The 18,084-nt window shown below is 62.3% G+C and carries 18 protein-coding genes; 5 read left to right on the forward strand and 13 right to left on the reverse strand.

All coding sequences use genetic code 11. The features are described 5' to 3' along the window. Positions 1 to 6 precede the first annotated feature (6 nt). The 10 genes from LGM71_RS29350 to LGM71_RS29395 form a co-directional block, all read right to left on the reverse strand. The gene (locus LGM71_RS29350; RefSeq protein ID WP_226117839.1) at positions 7 to 519 is read right to left on the reverse strand and encodes a hypothetical protein; all 513 of its coding nucleotides are present in this window, start codon (positions 517 to 519) and stop codon (positions 7 to 9) included. Between the two features lie 17 nt (positions 520 to 536). Continuing rightward, complete coding sequence (locus LGM71_RS29355; RefSeq protein WP_226117840.1) at positions 537 to 992, reverse strand: hypothetical protein; 456 nt, start codon at positions 990 to 992, stop codon at positions 537 to 539. Between the two features lie 217 nt (positions 993 to 1,209). Further along, a complete protein-coding gene (locus tag LGM71_RS29360) occupies positions 1,210 to 1,740 on the reverse strand; it encodes a hypothetical protein (RefSeq protein WP_226117841.1) in 531 nt (176 codons plus the stop codon). Continuing rightward, a complete protein-coding gene (locus LGM71_RS29365) occupies positions 1,721 to 1,939 on the reverse strand; it encodes a hypothetical protein (RefSeq protein ID WP_226117842.1) in 219 nt (72 codons plus the stop codon). The genes LGM71_RS29360 and LGM71_RS29365 overlap by 20 nt, the downstream gene beginning before the upstream one ends. Before the next feature lie 24 nt (positions 1,940 to 1,963). Beyond that, complete coding sequence (locus LGM71_RS29370) at positions 1,964 to 2,305, reverse strand: hypothetical protein (protein WP_226117844.1); 342 nt, start codon at positions 2,303 to 2,305, stop codon at positions 1,964 to 1,966. A gap of 172 nt (positions 2,306 to 2,477) precedes the next feature. Further along, positions 2,478 to 3,383 carry a hypothetical protein gene (locus LGM71_RS29375; protein WP_226117846.1) on the reverse strand — a complete coding sequence of 302 codons (906 nt, stop codon included), beginning with the start codon at positions 3,381 to 3,383 and terminating at the stop codon, positions 2,478 to 2,480. A 147-nt stretch (positions 3,384 to 3,530) separates the two neighbouring features. Continuing rightward, positions 3,531 to 3,686, reverse strand: coding sequence for a hypothetical protein (locus LGM71_RS29380; protein ID WP_012367340.1), 156 nt, complete (start codon positions 3,684 to 3,686; stop codon positions 3,531 to 3,533). A gap of 17 nt (positions 3,687 to 3,703) precedes the next feature. Then, the gene (locus LGM71_RS29385) at positions 3,704 to 4,054 is read right to left on the reverse strand and encodes a type II toxin-antitoxin system ChpB family toxin (protein ID WP_226117848.1); all 351 of its coding nucleotides are present in this window, start codon (positions 4,052 to 4,054) and stop codon (positions 3,704 to 3,706) included. Continuing rightward, the gene (locus LGM71_RS29390; protein ID WP_226117850.1) at positions 4,048 to 4,299 is read right to left on the reverse strand and encodes an AbrB/MazE/SpoVT family DNA-binding domain-containing protein; all 252 of its coding nucleotides are present in this window, start codon (positions 4,297 to 4,299) and stop codon (positions 4,048 to 4,050) included. Before LGM71_RS29390 ends, LGM71_RS29385 begins: the two co-directional genes overlap by 7 nt. A 202-nt stretch (positions 4,300 to 4,501) precedes the next feature. Beyond that, complete coding sequence (locus LGM71_RS29395) at positions 4,502 to 5,182, reverse strand: tyrosine-type recombinase/integrase (protein ID WP_226117852.1); 681 nt, start codon at positions 5,180 to 5,182, stop codon at positions 4,502 to 4,504. 159 nt (positions 5,183 to 5,341) lie between these two features. On the opposite strand from LGM71_RS29395, the gene LGM71_RS29400 reads away from it, so the two are divergent. The 5 genes from LGM71_RS29400 (at position 5,342) to LGM71_RS29420 (ending at position 12,036) form a co-directional block, all read left to right on the forward strand. Then, entirely contained in the window at positions 5,342 to 5,668 is a 327-nt protein-coding gene (locus LGM71_RS29400) for an H-NS family nucleoid-associated regulatory protein (RefSeq protein ID WP_226117854.1), read from the forward strand. Between the two features lie 106 nt (positions 5,669 to 5,774). Beyond that, the gene (locus LGM71_RS29405) at positions 5,775 to 6,692 is read left to right on the forward strand and encodes an SOS response-associated peptidase family protein (protein WP_226118139.1); all 918 of its coding nucleotides are present in this window, start codon (positions 5,775 to 5,777) and stop codon (positions 6,690 to 6,692) included. Between the two features lie 72 nt (positions 6,693 to 6,764). Beyond that, positions 6,765 to 7,481: a translesion DNA synthesis-associated protein ImuA gene (gene imuA / locus LGM71_RS29410; protein ID WP_226117856.1), complete on the forward strand. Its 717-nt coding sequence runs from the start codon at positions 6,765 to 6,767 to the stop codon at positions 7,479 to 7,481. Next, positions 7,402 to 8,880: a Y-family DNA polymerase gene (locus LGM71_RS29415; protein ID WP_226117858.1), complete on the forward strand. Its 1,479-nt coding sequence runs from the start codon at positions 7,402 to 7,404 to the stop codon at positions 8,878 to 8,880. Before imuA ends, LGM71_RS29415 begins: the two co-directional genes overlap by 80 nt. A gap of 6 nt (positions 8,881 to 8,886) precedes the next feature. Next, positions 8,887 to 12,036 carry an error-prone DNA polymerase gene (locus LGM71_RS29420; protein ID WP_226117860.1) on the forward strand — a complete coding sequence of 1,050 codons (3,150 nt, stop codon included), beginning with the start codon at positions 8,887 to 8,889 and terminating at the stop codon, positions 12,034 to 12,036. Between the two features lie 35 nt (positions 12,037 to 12,071). Here the strand turns inward: LGM71_RS29420 and LGM71_RS29425 are convergent, their stop codons facing one another. From LGM71_RS29425 to LGM71_RS29435, 3 genes are read right to left on the reverse strand one after another with little or no spacing between them, the layout of a single operon-like run. After that, positions 12,072 to 13,403 (reverse strand): type VI immunity family protein, encoded by a 1,332-nt coding sequence (locus tag LGM71_RS29425; RefSeq protein ID WP_226117862.1) that lies wholly within the window; start codon positions 13,401 to 13,403, stop codon positions 12,072 to 12,074. Positions 13,404 to 13,442: 39 nt separating this feature from the next. Beyond that, positions 13,443 to 14,738 (reverse strand): VRR-NUC domain-containing protein, encoded by a 1,296-nt coding sequence (locus tag LGM71_RS29430; protein ID WP_226117864.1) that lies wholly within the window; start codon positions 14,736 to 14,738, stop codon positions 13,443 to 13,445. 26 nt (positions 14,739 to 14,764) lie between these two features. Next, a complete protein-coding gene (locus tag LGM71_RS29435) occupies positions 14,765 to 17,530 on the reverse strand; it encodes a type VI secretion system Vgr family protein (RefSeq protein WP_226117865.1) in 2,766 nt (921 codons plus the stop codon). Positions 17,531 to 18,084: the final 554 nt, after the last annotated feature.

Below are 18,084 nucleotides of genomic sequence, written 5' to 3' on the forward strand. Positions count from 1 at the left end.
AACCCATCACCGATTTCCAAGTACTGCGGTGATATTCTCGACCCCGGCCGCCGAGAACACGGCCGGCCCAAGATGCATCACGTGTCCGTTCACGTGCTTCCTGAATGACGCAACCACGGGAACGACTCGGTGCGGGATCTTCGCTGCGGCAGAGACGTTCCAGTTGCTATCGAACACTACTGCGATCAGGAAGTCAAAATGCGCTCCGGCCAAGTCTCGAACAGGACTCATCTGCGTCGACGGGTTCGTGGGCGTCACTCGGCGCGCCTTGATTTCGTACCTCACCTTCTGCGGATCTATCGCGTCGTATCCCTTGCACGATTTCCCTGCAAGCTCCAGTCCCAATCTGGAAGAGACTAGCCATTCCGCGTAGTCGCCCGTCGGGTTGTTGCCAGACCGAAGAACGCCGCGTCGCTGCAGCTCCGCGATTACAATGCAATGCGTGGCGAGGAGGTCGGCGATCGACAGTTTCGACATATCGCCGCTGCCTGTAGCAGCAATGGGCGCTTGGCGATCCATTTGCTTCCCCCGTTTTCCTACGAATTCTGTTGTGTATCGCCGAGCGTCGCCGACGCTTCCAACTCGCGGCGGGCTCTCCGCAGGCAGCGAAAGTTCCGGGCGCTCCAACCGAAGACAGCAACGAAAAAGACCGCGATTGCCGACAAGATAGTTGACCGGTCCCAAACGCCACGCGCTGTCACGCAAAAACCCAGGATGCTCCAAACGCAAAGGAAAATCGGCGGGCCTTCAGGCTTGCACACGATCACGCCGTTCTCATGGTCACGCCAGCCAATCAAGGTCTGCCAGTTGCCGGCTTCCGCGAGATAGGCGGTGATCGTCATTCCTGACTCGTTACGGGGCTTGCCTGGTGCGGCCACCGAATATTCCTTCCGGTCTGCGCTTTCGAACCCGAACAGGGTGACCTGCTCGCGGTTCTGCGAAGTCTTCACGACGCCAAACACGCGATCTAGTCGAACTGTTTCAAGCGGCATGTTCGAGTTTTCCTATCGAACAGTGCCGTTCTTGCAGTGACTGCACCACATCCCTTTGCTTGCGCTGAATAGCGCCGGGCGTCCGCAATGCTGGCAGCGGATCGTGATCGCTCCGAGGTACATCATGTTATCCGTGGTAAAACCCAACGACATACCGGAGTTGCATAGTCGAATTGCCATTCGAAGTAGCCGTTGCTCGGGTTCTCGTTTTCCTTGGTCAAAAGTCCGCGTCACGAAAACGATCGGCGTTGGCCACTTTTCCTCGCAACATCGTGGCCCAGAGGAGCGCGCGACACTCAGCGGGAATCTGTCCCCAAGAAAGAAGAACGATACCGGCCTTCTCGTAGTCGCCTTTCGCTCTCATGGCAGCATAATTTTCCTCGATCGTGACGATATGAACGGACTCGGAGTCAATGAGCGTACGAACGAACTCGTCAGCATCGTTGACGCGCTCGTTGCGGTGCCGAGCGACCAGCTCCGTGAGCGTTGTCTGGATTCGCTTGTAGTGTTCAAGCCGCAGGCCCGTTCCGCCTCCGGAAACTGCCGAGCTCGACACCTGTCCCGTGAATTGGCGAATTCGGCGCTTCACGCTCTCGGCCATGATGTGTGTGTACCAGGCTCGCGCTCGCCCGGCTGTTACATTCGGGCGCGAGGCGAGCCACATGATTTCATCGTAGATGGAGACGAGCGCCGCGCGGAGGTCATCAGCAACATCCCGGTCAATGCCTTCAGATATCTCTGTGCTCATTCTTCTTGACCCGATGCCATTCCAGTTTCCGGCGCATTTCCCAACCGCCCTCCTTGCCGGTCCTTCCCAAGTCCTTCGGAACCGGCCCGGCGGGCACGCCGTACGTACAGGCGAACGCGCAGACGTAGCCGTCCGCGAGCAGCTGACGCTCGACCTTCTTGAAAGCACTCCCGTGGAGTGCGGTATAGCTGTTTGCCATGGTCGCCCTGTCGCGCGTGTTTTCCTACCCTTCGTATTCGTTGCTGTGTTGCCTGGTGGTAACGCCGTTCGCATCCGTCAGTGTCAGCTCGAACTCGTTCATGTCGGGCCGGATCGAAAATGCCTTGCTCTGATCGTACGAGTGATAGTTCAGCGCAACCTTGGCACCGGTAGCGTCGAGGAGCTCGAAGTCGTAATCTAAGCTCCAACGATTGTTGCCTTGCCCGCCGACCATTCCATGCGCCTCGGCACCTCGGATCGCGATGCCAAACGAGCACTCGCGGCATGCCTGGTCGATAAGCGCGCGTAGCTTGTCGAACGTCTCGCTCGCATTCATATCACTTGCCCTCCCCGGCGCGGCCGGCATTTTCCTATCGAACAGTGCCGTTCTTGCAGTGACCGCACCACATTCCTTTGCTCGCGCTGGACAGCGCCGGGCGTCCGCAATGCGGGCAGCGGATCGTGATCGCTCCGAGGTTCATCATGTTCTCCTAGTGGACGGATGCGGGATATACGAAATCCGCGCGCGCCAACGATAGTCACGCGAGAGTCGTGAGGTAATCACTGAACATTCGCACATCCTCACCACTCGACACAAGGTGCGAAAGGCAGGACAAGTGCTCGACGCTAAGCAACCTGCGCCCGGACGTCACAACATCCTGGGCGCGTTGCAGCTTCTCCTCCACAGTGCCAACCCACTTCACCCAATCAGACAATTGCTGGTACGTCATCGCGTCGATGTCAAGGTCGGCCAGCTCCTTGCACTTCTCTTCCAGGTCCAGCACGAGGATCTCCCTGAGGTCATTCTCCCGGTAAAGCACTTGCAGATTCGTAATCTGTCCCACCGGCTCATCCACGTAGTGGGGACGCGGCAGTCCCCGCCCGAGTCGTGCCTCTTCAGCATTCACCTCGTCCTTGGTGGCCTCTCGTGAAATCGTAACGATACTCGCCCCCGTCTTGACCATTTCAATGACGCGTCGGACGATCTCCCCCGGACATCCCTTGTTGAGTTCGAGAAGCGGACGCGACCGCTTGTACACCCAGTCGGCACCACGATCGCCTCCCCGAACAGAGTCGATTCGCTGCAACACTTCGTCGAGACTGAAGTGGAAACTCCAGAGCGCCTCGCGGTTCTCCTTCTCAGTTACGTCCCGCTCGAACTGACGGGACATGTCGTTGAAGTCAACGCCGAAGTGCTTCTTTCCGCAGTCCTTTCCAATGTTCGTTTCCAGGCCACTCTGGGTAACGACAATATATCCACGGTTGTGGGGGGTGTGACAGCTCGCCAGTCCGCACCGCAGCTTGTCCTTGAAAGCGTAGCGCCCGATGATAGCCTTCAGTTCGTGTTGTTTGGGATCAAGGTTGTCGGTGAAGCCGGCCCGCTCAATAATCGAGGCCCAGTCGTCCACGCGAACGAGCTGCTTTTCGGTATTGATTGTGATCAACGCGCTGTTCCTCTATATCAGTCTGGTTATCGGTTAGTGGCCAAGAGCGCGGAGGACCGGCCGCATCGGCAGATCGAATGCTCCGACGACGCCTTGTCTAGTTCAACGCTACTTAGAATCTATTGCAGTTTTCCGACGGATGGAACTTCAACGCCATTCGGGTGTGTGACCGTTGAAACCGCAACGGTCGCAGGTCCAGAACTGACCGTTCCCGGACGTTTCCATGACGCTGCCTTCGACGTGTCCGTAGCGCTCACAAACCTCTTGCGGCGTGTGTGTCAATTCATAGAGCCACTTGAACATTGCTGCCTCCTGTTTTCCTACTCGATTGTCGTTTGCAACCGAGCCAGCGCATCGTCGACCACCTCGGCCGGAGCCCGCTCGATCTTGCGTGCACCCCGCGCGTCCAGATCGAGCATCCGGACCATGTTCACCAAGGCCACGCCCTGCGTCTCGGTGCCCGAGCCTGAGAGCGGCACGGCGAATCCTGCGAAGCGCGCAAACTCCCCACCCTGCGTGATCGGCGCAACGAGCGCCACCCCCAATGCATTGAATGCGGCGGGAGACAGCACGAGCGCAGGACGAAAATCGCCCTGCTGCTCGCGGCCAATGGTCGGGTTCAGGCTCACGCGAACAATGTCGCCCCGATCAAACTTGACCCGCCTCACCATGCTTCACGACCTACCGGCTTGATCTCACCCCATGCAGCCATGTCCGCCGGGAAAGGCGCGCTCGCGTCGCACTGAGCGACCAGATCGTCCAGTGCGTACTTACGGCGCGCGGGGGTCAGTAATACGCCGTCCGGCCGCACGTCGGCGTTTAGGGAGCCGCCGACCGAGGCGTGCATCTGCTCGAGTAACACGGCGGGGAGTCGCACCGCCGCACTGTTGCCCCATTTCTGAATTTTGAGTTCCATCGTGTCTCTCCGAATGTTGATCCATTGTAGAAACAGTACCTCGATACATCAAGAAAAATGTATCTACTTTGGATCTACGTAGGGCGAGGGGGAGCGCTCCGCATGCATGTCAAGTTATCGCCTAGGCGAGGCCAATCCTGAATGGCTCCAGTGAGGCGAGTGCCAGAGGCATTCGCGCGGCAGCCGGACTTTGCTCCGACAGTCAAATCGCCTCCTCCAAGAGGCGGCTGAGCACCTCTCGATCCACATCAATATAGCGCCGGGTGTCATCAATCGATTCATGGCCGAGCAGCAGCTGGACCTGCTCGATTGTCGCGCCACGACCGAGTAATCTGGTCGCAAAGGTACGTCGCCCGCTGTGGCTGGAGGCCTTGATGTCAGCCGCTTTGTAGAGGCTCGTCACATAGGATTTAAGTGAATCCGCCGCCCAGTAGTCCATCAGCTGTCCGTCGGCCGAGAAGCGCTTTTTACGATTCAGAGAATACGGATATCCCTTGCGGCTCAGGATCAACGGAAGGTCAGGGATCAGACCGCGAAAGCGAGATTTGTCCAGCGTGGTGCCGAGCTCGTGCGTGACTCGGAATGCCAGATACCGCTCGAGCGCATCGACCAGCGTTCGAGCCGTGAAATACATGGCGCGCTGGCGGCAGCCCTTGGTAATCGCCGAGCGAAGAGAAACTTCAGTGCGAAGCGCACCACTGCGAAACATGACATCCGCGACCGTAATTTGCGCGACCTCAGTGATTCGCATGCTGACGCTTAGGCCGAGCAGCAGGATCGCGGCATCGCGCGCCGGATGCCTGCTTGTCGCTTCAGTTACGCGAATCAGATGACGGATCTGGCCGGGCGACAGAACGGCGGCTCGTTTTGGGACGTTGGGCATGATGGCTCTCTGAACAGGATGGAAATCGAAATCGTTCAGAGAGAAAACCGTGCGGGCTCTTTTTCGAGCCTACCACGCTGTCCTACAACGCAACCTCGGAAAATTCGGCGCGGCGCTGACTATCCATTACCATCCTGTTGCAATAACTCGACAACGATCGTGACAACTGAACTACAAGACCTACAGGCTCAGCTCCGCGAATTGAGCATTCGACTCGCAGACGTGAAGAAGGACGAGAAGCGGGCGTTTTTGGCAGGTGTTCAGGAGCGCGTTGCGCTCTACGGCATCACCGAAGATGAACTGCTACGCGCGGCTGGCTTCCGGAAAGCGCGCAAACCGCGGGCGCAAGCGAAGTACTACGACCCCTCTTCGGGTAAGCAATGGTCGGGATTTGGGCCGCGACCGAAATGGCTGGAAGGCAAGAATCTCGACGACTACTTGATCGAGCGTGCGCCGAAACCGTGGTGGCCCGGTGAAGATGTTTAGCTGGCGGCCTGTTGGGGGGGCGATCACAGAGATTCCTCACTCCATGTCTTTTGCCCGGATCGCAAGTTGCGGTACGCTCGTCTGCAACGGCTTTCATGGGGCGACGATGTGCTACTCAGCCAAGATCCAAGCCAACTATCGTGAGTACGTGCGGCGGTACGGCGCCGACATGGACATCGAGACGTTCCGCCGGCTGTATTTTGCGCGCGCGGCGGCCACGAACATCCGGATTCCGAAGGCGCTCGACGCGGCTTTCCTCGAGGCACCTGTCAGCGACGACATCACGACCGCGATCGCGGACTATCAGCAACGCCGCACGGCCGAGCTCGAGGCCGAACTTTTCGCGCAGCGAGCACGGCTCGCGGCGGCGGAACGCAAGCTGCAGGTAAAGGTCACGAAGTCCGCCAACGAGGAGGTCCGGATCTCCACCGACAAAATCGCCGCGGCGCAGCGCGGCCTCGACGATCTCCGCCGGCGTAAGCTGAAAGAAAGCGACGCGCGGATCTTCCCGGGCTGGTACGCGCCCGTGCTGATCGAACTCGACGGCAAGCGCCTCGTCGTGCCAATGCGATATAGATGCCGCCTACCCGGCTGGACGGAGGCGGATGAGCGCATCAAAAATGGTACATATAATGCCCGCGCCGACGCGCTCCGCACGGCGTGGCGCAAGGTATTCGGCTTCACGCACGGCCTGATTCTGGTCGACGCGTTTTTCGAAAACGTCGACCGCGATGGCAAGAAGGTCGTGCTCCGCTTCGACCCGACACCCCCGAAGCCCATGCAGGTCGCCTGCCTGTGGACGCGCACCGAGATCCCGGGCGGCGACGACTTATGGTCGTTCGCGGCGATCACCGACGACCCACCACCGGAAGTGGCGGCAGCTGGCCACGACCGGTGTATCGTCCCCATTAAATCCTCTAACGTGGACGCTTGGCTCGCACCGAATCCAAGCCGGCGCGCGCAGCTGCGCGAGATCCTCGCCGATCGCGAGCGGCCCTACTACGAGCACCAGCTGGCCGCGTAAACGCGGGGGTTGGAGGGGCGGTTATCTCTGGCATATACTGTATAAACGTACAGTGTTTGCGTAACCGACCCCATGCGTCCCGCCCTCGCCCATCCTGAAGCCATTCACCCCGCTCTCTGGCGTGTCAGCCAACTGGCCCGCTCAAGCGTGCGCGGCATCGATACGGGCCATCCGGAACTGACGGCCGAACTGCCGGGCGGTGGCTGGCCAGCCGGCGCGCTGGTCGAACTGCTCGCGCCGCAGCCCGGTATCGGCGAGCTCCGGCTGCTGGCGCCCGTGCTTGCGCGCGCGGCCGGCAACCCGATCATGCTGATCCAGCCGCCGCATGCGCTGCAACCGCTGGCGCTCGCGTATTGGGGTATCGATCCGTCCGGCTTCGTGACGTTGCCGGCGCCGCGCACGGCCGACGCACTGTGGGCCGCCGAACAGGCGCTGCGCGCCGGCACATGCGCGGCTGTCCTGCTCTGGCAGCCGCATGTCCGTGCGGACGCATTGCGGCGGCTCAATCTTGCCGCGCAGAGCGGCCAGGCGCTGTTCTATCTCTTCCGGCCGGCGGCCGCCGCGCGCGACGCGTCACCGGCACCGTTGCGGCTCGCGCTTGCGCCGAAGCGCGACGGCATCGACGTCACGTTCGTGAAGCGCCGCGGGGCGGCACGCGATACGCCGTTGTTCGTTCCCTTGTCCCCTTCGCCGATTTTGTTGAACCGCCATGCAAGTCTGGATCGGCGTGCATCTGCCGCACCTCAACCTCGAAGTGTTCCGGCCGCAATCGCCGGCGCCGTCGCCTGACGATGCGCGCGGGCTCGTCGTGCTCGAGGGCGGTCGCGTCGTGGAGCTCGATCGCGCCTCGCGTGCGCTCGGCGTGGTCGCCGGCATGCGCCGCGGTGGCGTGCTGTCCCTCGCGCCGGACGCGCAGATCCGCGAGCGTGACGCCACGCGCGAGCGCGAGCTCGTGCTCGGCGTGGCCTATGCGCTCCTGCAGTTCACCCCGAGCGTCGTCGACGCCGAGGAAGCCGTGGTGGTGCTCGACGTGACGGCCAGTCGGCGCCTATTCCACGGCATCCGCGCGCTGCGCCAGCGCGTGCGCGACGTCGTCGCATCGTTCGGCGTCACGGCGGCGGTATCCGTCGCGTCGTCGGGCCCGGCCGCGTGGATGGTCGCCCGCGGCCTGCGCGGCGGACTAGCGCTGTCCCAACGATCGCTGCGCCGCGCGCTTGCGCGCGTGCCGCTCGTCGTTGCGCCGGCCGCCCGGCGCTACGCGAATTGGTTTGAGGATCTCGGCTGCGAAACACTCGCCGATCTGCAGCGCTTGCCGCGCGCCGGGCTGAAAAAGCGCTGCGGCACGCAGCTGCTCGACTGGCTCGACCAGGTCGCCGGCACCGCGCCGACGGCATACGACTGGATCGAAATGCCGCCGTCGTTCGACACACGCGTCGAACTGATGGATAGTGTCGAGCACGCCGAGGCGCTACTGTTCGTCGCGCGCCGGCTGATCCTGCAGCTGACCGGCTGGCTCACCGCGAAGCAGTTGGACGTCGCCGCGTTCGCCCTGCTGCTCGAGCACGAGCGCGGCCGTGAGGCGATCGCGCCGACCGAGATCGAAATCGCGTTGGGCGCGCCCACTCGCTTCGAGGAACACCTGACGCGGCTCGTCAAGGAACGGCTCGGCCACGTCGAGCTCGCCGGCCCCGTGATTGCGGTGCGCCTGGTCGCACGCAGCGTGCAGGAGGCGGCCGCGCCGAGCGACTCGCTGTTTCCGGAGCCCGGCGGAACGCCGCAGGATCACGCGCGGCTGCTCGAACTGCTGACTGCGCGGCTCGGCGCCGAGAACGTGCTCGTCCCGGCTCCCATGGCCGACTACCGTCCTGAGCCGGCCGCCAGATGGGTGCCGATGCGCGACGCGCCGAAACCCGCACCGTTGCCGGCGGATTTGCCTCGCCCTGCCTGGCTGCTTGCCAAGCCCGTGCCGCTGCTCACGCGCCAGCATCGACCGTTCTACGGCACGCCGCTGCGCATGGTATCGCCCGGCGAGCGCATCGAAGGCGGCTGGCAGGACGGGCAGACCGTGACGCGCGACTACTTCGTCGCCGAGGACGATAACGGCATCTGCTATTGGATCTACAAGGAGCGGCCGACAGCCAGCGACGAAAGCGAAGCGCGCTTCTTCCTGCACGGCCTGTTCGGCTGATCTGTCATGGACGCCGGCAGTTTCGGCGCCTTGCCCGCCTACGCGGAACTTCAAGTCGCCTCCGATTTTTCGTTCCTGCACGGTGCGTCACGCGCCGAGGAATACGTCGCGCGCGCGGCGCAGCTCGGCTACAGCGCGATCGCGATCACCGACGAATGCTCGCTCGCGGGCGTCGTGCGCGCGCACGTCGAAGCGAAGGCCGCGAACATGCCGCTGATCATCGGCTCGCACTTTCGGCTGACGGCCGCGGACGGCGCGCCCGCGCTCGCCTTCACTGCACTCGCGATGAATCGGGACGGTTACGGCAACCTCTGCGAATTCATCTCGCTCGGTCGCATGCGCGGCAAGAAAGGCACGTACCGGCTGGCGCCGCTCGATATCGAGCACCCGGAAGCGCCGTACACCCACCTCCGCGGCCTGCCCGACTGCATCGCGATCCTGTCGCCCGACTTCCCGGCCAACGAGCAGCGGCTCGACGCCCAGGTCGAATGGATCGCGCGCGTGTTCGGCGAGCGCGCATGGGTCGCGCTGACGTTGCACGCCCGCGCGATGGACGACATCCACCGCGGCGTGGTCGAACGCGTCGCTGCGCGCCACGTCGTGCCGGTGGTGGCCACCAGCTGGCCGCTCATGCAGTTTCGATCGCGCAAGCCGCTGCAGGACGTGTTGACCGGGATCCGGGTCGGCCGGCCGGTGTCCGAGTGCGGGTACGAGCTCGCTCCGAACGCGGAGCGGCATCTCCGATCGCGGCTGCGGCTCGCCAACCTCTATCCGGCCGGCGCGCTCGAGGAAACCGTGCGCGTCGCGCGGCGCTGCACGTTCTCGCTCGACAACCTCAAGTACGAGTATCCGGACGAACTGGTGCCGGCTGGTACCGACCCGGCGACCTATCTGCGCGAACAGACCTATATCGGCGCGCGCCAGCGTTTTCCTGCTGGCATCCCGGTCGACGTGCAGGCGCAGATCGAACACGAATTGCAGCTGATCGCGGATCTGAACTACGAGGCGTATTTCCTCACGGTGTACGACATCGTCCAGTTCGCACGCGAGCAAGGCATCCTGTGCCAGGGCCGCGGCTCCGCCGCGAACTCGTCGGTCTGCTACTGCCTCGGGGTGACCGAGGTCGACCCGTCGCGGCAGTCGATGCTGTTCGAACGGTTCATCAGCAAGGAACGCAATGAGCCGCCGGACATCGACGTCGATTTCGAGCATCAGCGTCGCGAAGAGGTCATGCAGTACATCTACCGCAAGTACGGACGCGATCGCGCAGCGCTGACGGCCGCCGTCACGACGTACCGGCCGCGCAGCGCGCTGCGGGAAGCCGGCAAGGCGCTCGGCGTCGATCCGGCGATCGTCGATCGCGTGGCGAAGCAGCATCACTGGTTCGACTCACGCACCGATCTGCTGCAGAGGTTTGCCGAGGCCGGCCTCGATCCCGAAGCGCCACTCAACCAGCAGTGGGCCGCGTTTGCCGCGCAGCTGCTCGGCTACCCACGGCACCTGTCACAGCACTCGGGCGGCTTCGTGATCAGCCGCGGCAAGCTCACGCGCCTCGTACCGGTCGAGAACGCAGCGATGGAGGATCGCTCGATCATCCAATGGGACAAGGACGACATCGAGGCGCTCGGCATCCTGAAGATCGACGTCCTGGCGCTCGGCATGCTGTCGATGGTGCGCCGCGCGCTCGACATGATCTCGGAGAAACGCGGCGATACGTTCGAACTGCAGGACATCCCGGCCGAGGACAAGGCGACCTACGACATGCTGTGCGACGGCGACAGCATGGGCGTGTTCCAGGTGGAATCGCGCGCGCAGATGTCGATGCTGCCACGCCTGCGGCCACAGTGCTTCTACGACCTGGTGATCGAAGTCGCGATCGTGCGGCCGGGCCCGGTGCAAGGCGGGATGGTGCATCCGTTTCTGCGCCGGCGCCAAGGACTGGAGCGCGTCACCTTTCCGTCGGAAGGCATGGAGAAGGCACTGGCGCGCACGCTCGGCGTGCCGATCTTCCAGGAGCAGGTGATGCAGGTCGCGATGCTGGCCGCCGGCTTCTCCGCCGGCGAAGCCGACCAGCTGCGCCGCGCGATGGCGGCATGGAAGCGCAAGGGCGGACTGGAGCCTTACCACGAGCGTCTGGTGAACGGCATGCTCGAACGCGGCTACGACCGCGAGTTCGCCGAATCGATCTTCGCGCAGATCAAGGGCTTCGGCGAATACGGTTTCCCGGAGAGCCACGCGGCCAGCTTCGCGCTGCTCGTCTACTCGAGCGCGTGGCTGCGTCGACACGAACCGGCCGTGTTCCTGACCGCCCTGCTCAATAGCCAGCCGATGGGCTTCTACACGCCGTCGCAGCTGCTGCAGGACGCGCGGCGCCGCGGCGTTGAGGTGCTGCCCGTCGACGTCAACGTCAGCACATGGGATTCGGCAATCGAAGGGCCGACGACGTCGGCGCCCGTGCGCCTCGGATTCTCGCTGTTGCGCGGCATGCGCGAGGTCGTCGCCGGCCGCATCGAGCTCGCACGCGCTGCGCGGCCGTTTGCCGACGTCGCGGATCTCGCGCGTCGGGCGCAGCTCGATCGTCACGACCTGCAGGTGCTCGCGCGTGCGAACGCCCTTCGCTCACTCGCCGGCGGCAACCGACGTGCGGCGCTTTGGCTCGCGGCCGCTGCCGTGCCTGACCGAGATCTGCTGCGCGGCACCGAGCGCGACGATGCCGTCCCGGCGCTGCCTCAAGCGTCCGAAGGCAAAGAGATCGTGACTGACTATCGCGCGATGGGCTTCACGCTCGGCCGGCATCCGCTCGCGCTGCTGCGCGATCGCCTCGCGCTCGATCGCCTGCAGTCGGCCGAGCAGCTGGCGACGTTGCGCAGCGGCCAGCTCGCGCGCGCGTGCGGATTGGTCACGGTGCGGCAGCGGCCGGGCACGGCGAACGGCGTACTGTTCATGACGCTCGAAGACGAGACGGGCCAGGTCAACGTGATCCTGTGGCCCGGTCTGCTGGAGAAGTTTCGGAAGGAAGTACTTGGCGCATCGCTGCTCGCTGTCTACGGCGTGTGGCAGGTCGAGGGAAAGGTGCGGCACCTGATCGCGAGCAAGCTTGTCGACCGCTCCGAACTGCTTGGAACGCTGCCGACGACAGCGCGCGAGTTCTGCTGAGTCTCGCAGCATTGGCGGCCAGATGCACCGAATTGTTACTCTTGGTTCGGCGACCAGTTCCAGTGCGTCTTGCCCCACGCGCTGCCCTCGATCACCGGCATGATCTCGCCAGCCTCAAAGTATCGCCGGCTCTCGGCCTTGGCCGGCGTTTGCCACCATCCAGCCACCGGACACGCGTTCCCACCCGGCACGCTTGCATAGCCCGGACTATCGTTTTTCGCGGACGGCACGATCGTCGGCGGATCCGGAATCGGTTGCGCGCCCGGCAGGTCGAAGCGAGCAACCCATGCGCGCGCGTTCTTTGTGTCGGCGCTGGGTAAGTCTGGAATGTACGTATGCAACGCGTCCGGCTTCGGATCGCGCAAGATGCGCAGGACACTGTTCACGAACACATACGGCTCGGGAGGACCTTCCTCCGGTGCGCCGAGGCGCGGAAAATCGCCGGCGCGAATGAGCAGGCTCGCGTTCAGGCGCTCGATGTTGATGTCCGAACGATTCAGCTGTTTCCGCACCTCCGCTTCGCCGCCGAGCCGCTCAATGAACAGCTCGCCTAGGATCGTGTACCAGTTCACGCCTTTGATGAAACCCCATCGGGCGACCTTGGCGCCCGGGTGCAGCCCCGGATAGAACGCTGTCATGGTAGACGTCGACTCACCTTCGTACGACGATGGATCGTATTCACGCGCCAGCAAATGTGCCGTGCTATCGATGTCCAGGCCACTGAAGCGTTCTGCCAGTGCCCATTCCTGTGGCATATACCGGTGGTAGCTGAACGGCAAGATTGGCGCCAGGCCGCCGTAGCCGCCATGAACATTCAATCGCTCGCACACAAAGCGAAGGAAACCCTCGTACAGAGCAAGGCCGTCTGCGGTCGTAACGAGAGCCATCGGGACGTTGAATTTCAGCATCGACAATCCGGACTCCTGCCCTTTGGGCGCAGTCCAACCTTGAGGCGAGACGTAGTCCTCGGGATTCGCCATGCTCGTGAGGACTTGCACGTTATATTCCGCAGCAGTGTCCTGATCGGTAGCGCTCGATCGAATCACGCTAACGGACAGATACGACGGTGTGTCCTGAATCGCCCGACGGATCTTTTCGACTCCCGCGGCATTTCGCTTCGAAAACTTGCCGGTGTCCGTGTCTTTCCCACCACGCAAGTGCGAACCAAAAAGCGCATCGAAACGGTCGAAGCAGTCGAGAATCGCTTGCCGGCCATCGGGGCGCGAGCCGCCATCAAAAAAAACGGTGCCAATTACGCCCGGCAGCAAACCCATCCGCTCGCCGTCGAGGTGTAGGTGCAGATGTTCGTGATAACGCGAAAGCGCTTGTGCGGGTGTGAGAATCGGTTTCGCGCTCTGATCCGTCATCTTTGCTTGTCCTGAGTGAGGTGGTTCATATGATACCGGTTAGCCCGCCGCCAGAGCGGGGGCAATCGCCACCGACGCCGCTGCTTCTGCCGTGGTGATTCCGAGTAGCGCAGCAAGTGCCGCCACCGCCTCAGCCCCGGCAGCAATAATGGCCACGAGCGCCGCCAAAATCGCCAGCAATGCCTCGGCGATCACGATTGCGATCGCGACGGCTGCGACCACGATCACGATGACGACCAGCGCCTTCACAATCGTTATGCCGACCTGCCCCCAATCGATAGCCTTGAGGGTTTCCCATGTCAGGTCCGCTTCTCGCTTGAGTGCTTCCCAACCGGCCTTCAGTTGTGCGGCCGTATACGCGGCGATTCTGCGGCCCTGTTCGTCAAACCACTCCCATGTTTCTGTTGCCTTGTTGAGAACCCAACGGCCTGCAGTGAACAGCCACGGCGCATGTTCATGCAGGAACCGGCTGGTTTCTTCAGAAACGTAGGCATATCCACGCTTCGTCGCGTCCCACAACGCCGCCGCGCCTTCTCCGACCGCTTCGCCGGCTTCTTCCCCATGACGTTCGACCCAGTTCCACCAGTCCTCGTACCAGACGGGATGAGGGATAGGCTCAACTGTCCGGATAGGCACGCGCTCACGCTTCTTCTGCTGCTCCGTTTCCCGCATCGGTACATCTTTGAGCACGCGTTGCCGAACCTTTTCGAGTTCTCCATTGCAATCGCTGACGTCGATGACGGACATGCGCTCTTTGAATTCGCCGGCGATCAGTTGATAGTCAGCCTCCTGACCCGGGCCCCAATCGTCACCAGGAAACTTGATCTCCACAAGGCGCAACAGATTATCAACGTGAGGGCCGCCTTCGCGGTCGATGACACCACGGCCGGGCCACCGATCCATCGGACGCTCTACCACAACGACGTCGGGTCGACGCAGAGCGCCAGGTCTCCGACCGGGCGGGAACGGGTTCGTACTGTGACGCCTGCCGCCGGGTTGAGGCATTGCCTCGTCGCTGAGAAATGGAATGGGTGGCACACCGCCACGGGTGAGACGGCTCTCCCACATGTCGAAATTTACTTCTGCCTTGTAGCGCCACCAAAACTTGGCAATCCGCTCTTCAACCCTGATCGCTTGCGTTACGACGATCTGTTTGAGAAAAGTTGTGGCCGTAGATCCATCAGACAACCGAATCGACCCAATCCTCGGAAATTTCAGTGCGAATTCGACCTTCTCCTGAAGGTACCCTTTTGCGCCCGGCGGCAAGATTGCATACTGCGGGACACGCTCCTGAACGGTTTCGCAGGTACCTGCCGGCTGAAGTGATCCGCCCATGGTCTTCTCCTTGCGTCGACGAAGGCTTACGCGCGGCTGTTCGCGTCGCCTTCTTTCACATAATCGGAATAAATGTCGGGCTGTCCGCCGCCCGCAAATTTCCACGGTTCGGTTTCAACCTTCTCCTGTTCGAGCGCGCGCAGGTTGACGGTCTGCGCTGATGGCGTGAACACGGGGATCGTCTCGCCCAGATCATTCGTATGACCGAGCACCGTGCGCCCGGACGGCAGCTGGAGCTCATATGCGTGCTGCATCATCGGCGAACCATCGACCTGACTCTTCAGGATGTATTGCGCTTGATACGACGGCTTGAACTGCGGCATCGCGTAGGCCTGACTCGTCGGCCCGCTGAAGCTGTGCTGAGCGCCCTTCACCTCGATCTTGCCGGGTGCATGGATCTCGATGTCACCGCCCTTCAGACGGATGTAGGCTCCACCTGACGTCAGCAGGACTTCCTTCTCTGCCGCAACCTCAATCTTGTCCGTTGCCGACAGCACCTTGACCGACTTCTGCGCCACGATCTCGATGTCGGCTTTGTGAGCCTGAATCTCGACCTTCCCTTTCGCGGCGAAGAGCTTCATGCCCGCGTTCTGAACGAACAGGCTGATCTTGTCCGCGATGCTGGCGATCAACGACTTGCCGGCGGCGATGTGCGTGCTCTGCCCGCTCACCAGGTTCGCGTGCATATCCGCGATCAAGTGAGCAGATTGCTGCGTCGACAGGCCGATCCCGGCCGGACTGCCGAACAGCATCACGGGCTCCTTGAACGCGTTCGCCGACCCCGTGCCCCCGCCCGCGGTACGCCCGCCCGACGCCTCACCGGACACGCTGCTCTCGGTCGCGTCGGTGAACGCGCGCATGGCATCGTGGCCGGTCTTGAGCGAGTCCGCCTGGTGCTGCTCGGCAAGCTCTGACATCGATTCGAGCAAGCCCTCCGCGTTGACGAGTTGCTGTTGCGCCTCGCGCACGTCGAGCGGCTGGCTCGTCGCCGATTTCGGATACGTGGTCACATAGAGGCCACTCGTCGCGCGCACCGCACCATACGCATCCGTGCGCAGGTCGAAGCCGGTGCCAAGGTATGCACCGCGCGTGTTGCCCTGCTGGTTGATCAGATAGCCTAGGTGCAGGATGCTGTTGCCGGTACTGCTCATCAGCTGGGCACGGCTTTGCCCGGTGGCATCGTCCATCACCAGCTGGTTGAATCCGGCGCCCGAATATTCTTTCGATCGATAGCCCGACAGAATTCCATCGCTGTGCCATTGCGGCTTGGCCGCGCCGTTATACACACGGCCCATGACGAGCGGCCGGTCGCAATCGCCGCCGACGTGATCGACAAGCACTTCTTCGCCGATTCGCGGAATGTGCACGCTCCCATAGCCGCCACCGGTGTCCGCCTGTACGACGCGCACCCAGCACGATGCCCCCTGATCGCCCGGGTTCACGCGATCCCAGACGAACTGGATGCGGATCCGATTCAGTTCGTCGGTGTGCACCTCCTCGCCCGACGGCCCGACGACGAGTGCCGTCTCCAAGTGCATCTTCGGCTTTTCATGCTCGAATGGACTGCGGTATGGCACGGTCACGCGCTGGGCTTCGACTTCGACGAGAAAGTAGCCGACGCACCCGTCCGCGTGCGGCACCTCGAACGATGCGCTATCCGATCTGCTCGCACGCGCCTCGGCCAAGTCCCGGTGCAGGCTGTGCGGGAAATTCGACGCGGGGGTGACAGGCAGGTTGTTCTCGATCCACCACGACACGGCGATCGTCGCGAACTCGCGCTGTTCGACGCTATCGCCGTCGTGCGCCGGGTGATCGCCCAGCTCGAAACGCCGGCCGGCATCGAGCCCACGGACCCCGCCAACTCCGTGGAACCGCTTCGCGCGCGACTCCCATTCCTCCATACGGATGCGGGACAGCCTGTCGCCTCGCTGCTGCTCCAGATACGTGTACGCGCCGGTGTATTCGTAGACTTCCAGCTGGCTCGGCAATGCGCCCTGGTTTCCGGTGGCCGGCACCGACGTGCCCTTTGGATTTGAACGAGCGGCCGGATTCTTGTAGTCGAAGGTCCGGGTGGTCAGCGCAACGCTTTGCAGGGAGCGCGTCCCGGACCACTGCGTGAGCGCGTCGACCTCGCTTTGCGTGCCCGACCGATAGAACATCACCGTTTTCGGCGACAGCGCCGGGAGCGCGTCCAGCTTGTCCGTGATCACCAGGGTGTGCGATTTGCCGTCGTCGGCCTGGTCCCAATAGCTGTAGAGACCCTCGTTCTCGAGCAGGCGATGCACGAAGTTCCAGTCGGTTTCGCTCTGACGCGTGTACGAGCGGTTTGCCAATGGTTGTGAAAGCATGAATCGGAACCGGCCGCGCGCCTCCGGATGCTGGTTCAGCACGTCGGACACGATGTCCTCGACCGACTTGTCGATCCAGATCCGCTGGTCGCGCCGGAACTTAAGCACGTGCATCCATGCGTGTAGCGTGATCTGGTATGTCGTGAGGCCGCCGTCGGCGCCCAGCCTACGCGCGGTATAGACATAGCCGTGGATCGGGCGATATCCGCCGCTTGCCTGCTGGATCCAGAGGGTCACAGGCTGCGCGATGAGTTTCTTCAATTCGATCGAGCTGTCAGACGACACCACGTCGAGCGTGAAGATGTAGTCGCGGCCGATCGTCGCCCGACCGACGGCCCGTTGCACCACCAGGGTGTTCGGCCTGAGCGGGGTATCGAGCTTCAGCAACCGATCCTGCTCACTCAAGCCGCCGCGCAACGCGGCAGCAAGGTTCTGCACGTTCATTGGTAGCCTTTCAATTATATTTCAGCGCTCTCGGATAGCGTCTGGTAATGCTCGCGGTGATATTACTCGTTTTGTGAGGGCGAAAAATCTGTCATGACCTTTCGTCCTGGAAGCAGACATGTGACGATGAGCGGGGCGAAAGCCATCATGACATTACCGCAACTCCATAGCACGAAGTCGGCGCAAGTGTGAATGAATGTCAAGGACGTCGATCGATTAACGGACAGCCCCGACATAAATCGTACATGCGAACCGCCCGATAAATATTCAAACCGCGATCGCGGAAGACGCAGGCCGGAACGCGAGAAGTGCGTTGACCCGGCACAGCCGGCCTTCTCAGCACATTCGGCTCACTATAGCAATGACTATTCATCGATCACCAATTTTAGGAGGCGTTTGATTCGAGTATCAAACGTCGAATTCGACCTGTGATTCGCTCTCCGATAATGCAACCCCGAGAAACAATTGATTGCATTGTGTCGTTATTGGCGCCCGGATTATGATCAATTGATTCTGGTGGTGACGTCGACTAAATGAGCGTCGCCGTGTGCTGC

It is taken from the genome of Burkholderia sp. AU33545 (assembly GCF_020419685.1).
Lineage (GTDB): Bacteria > Pseudomonadota > Gammaproteobacteria > Burkholderiales > Burkholderiaceae > Burkholderia > Burkholderia diffusa.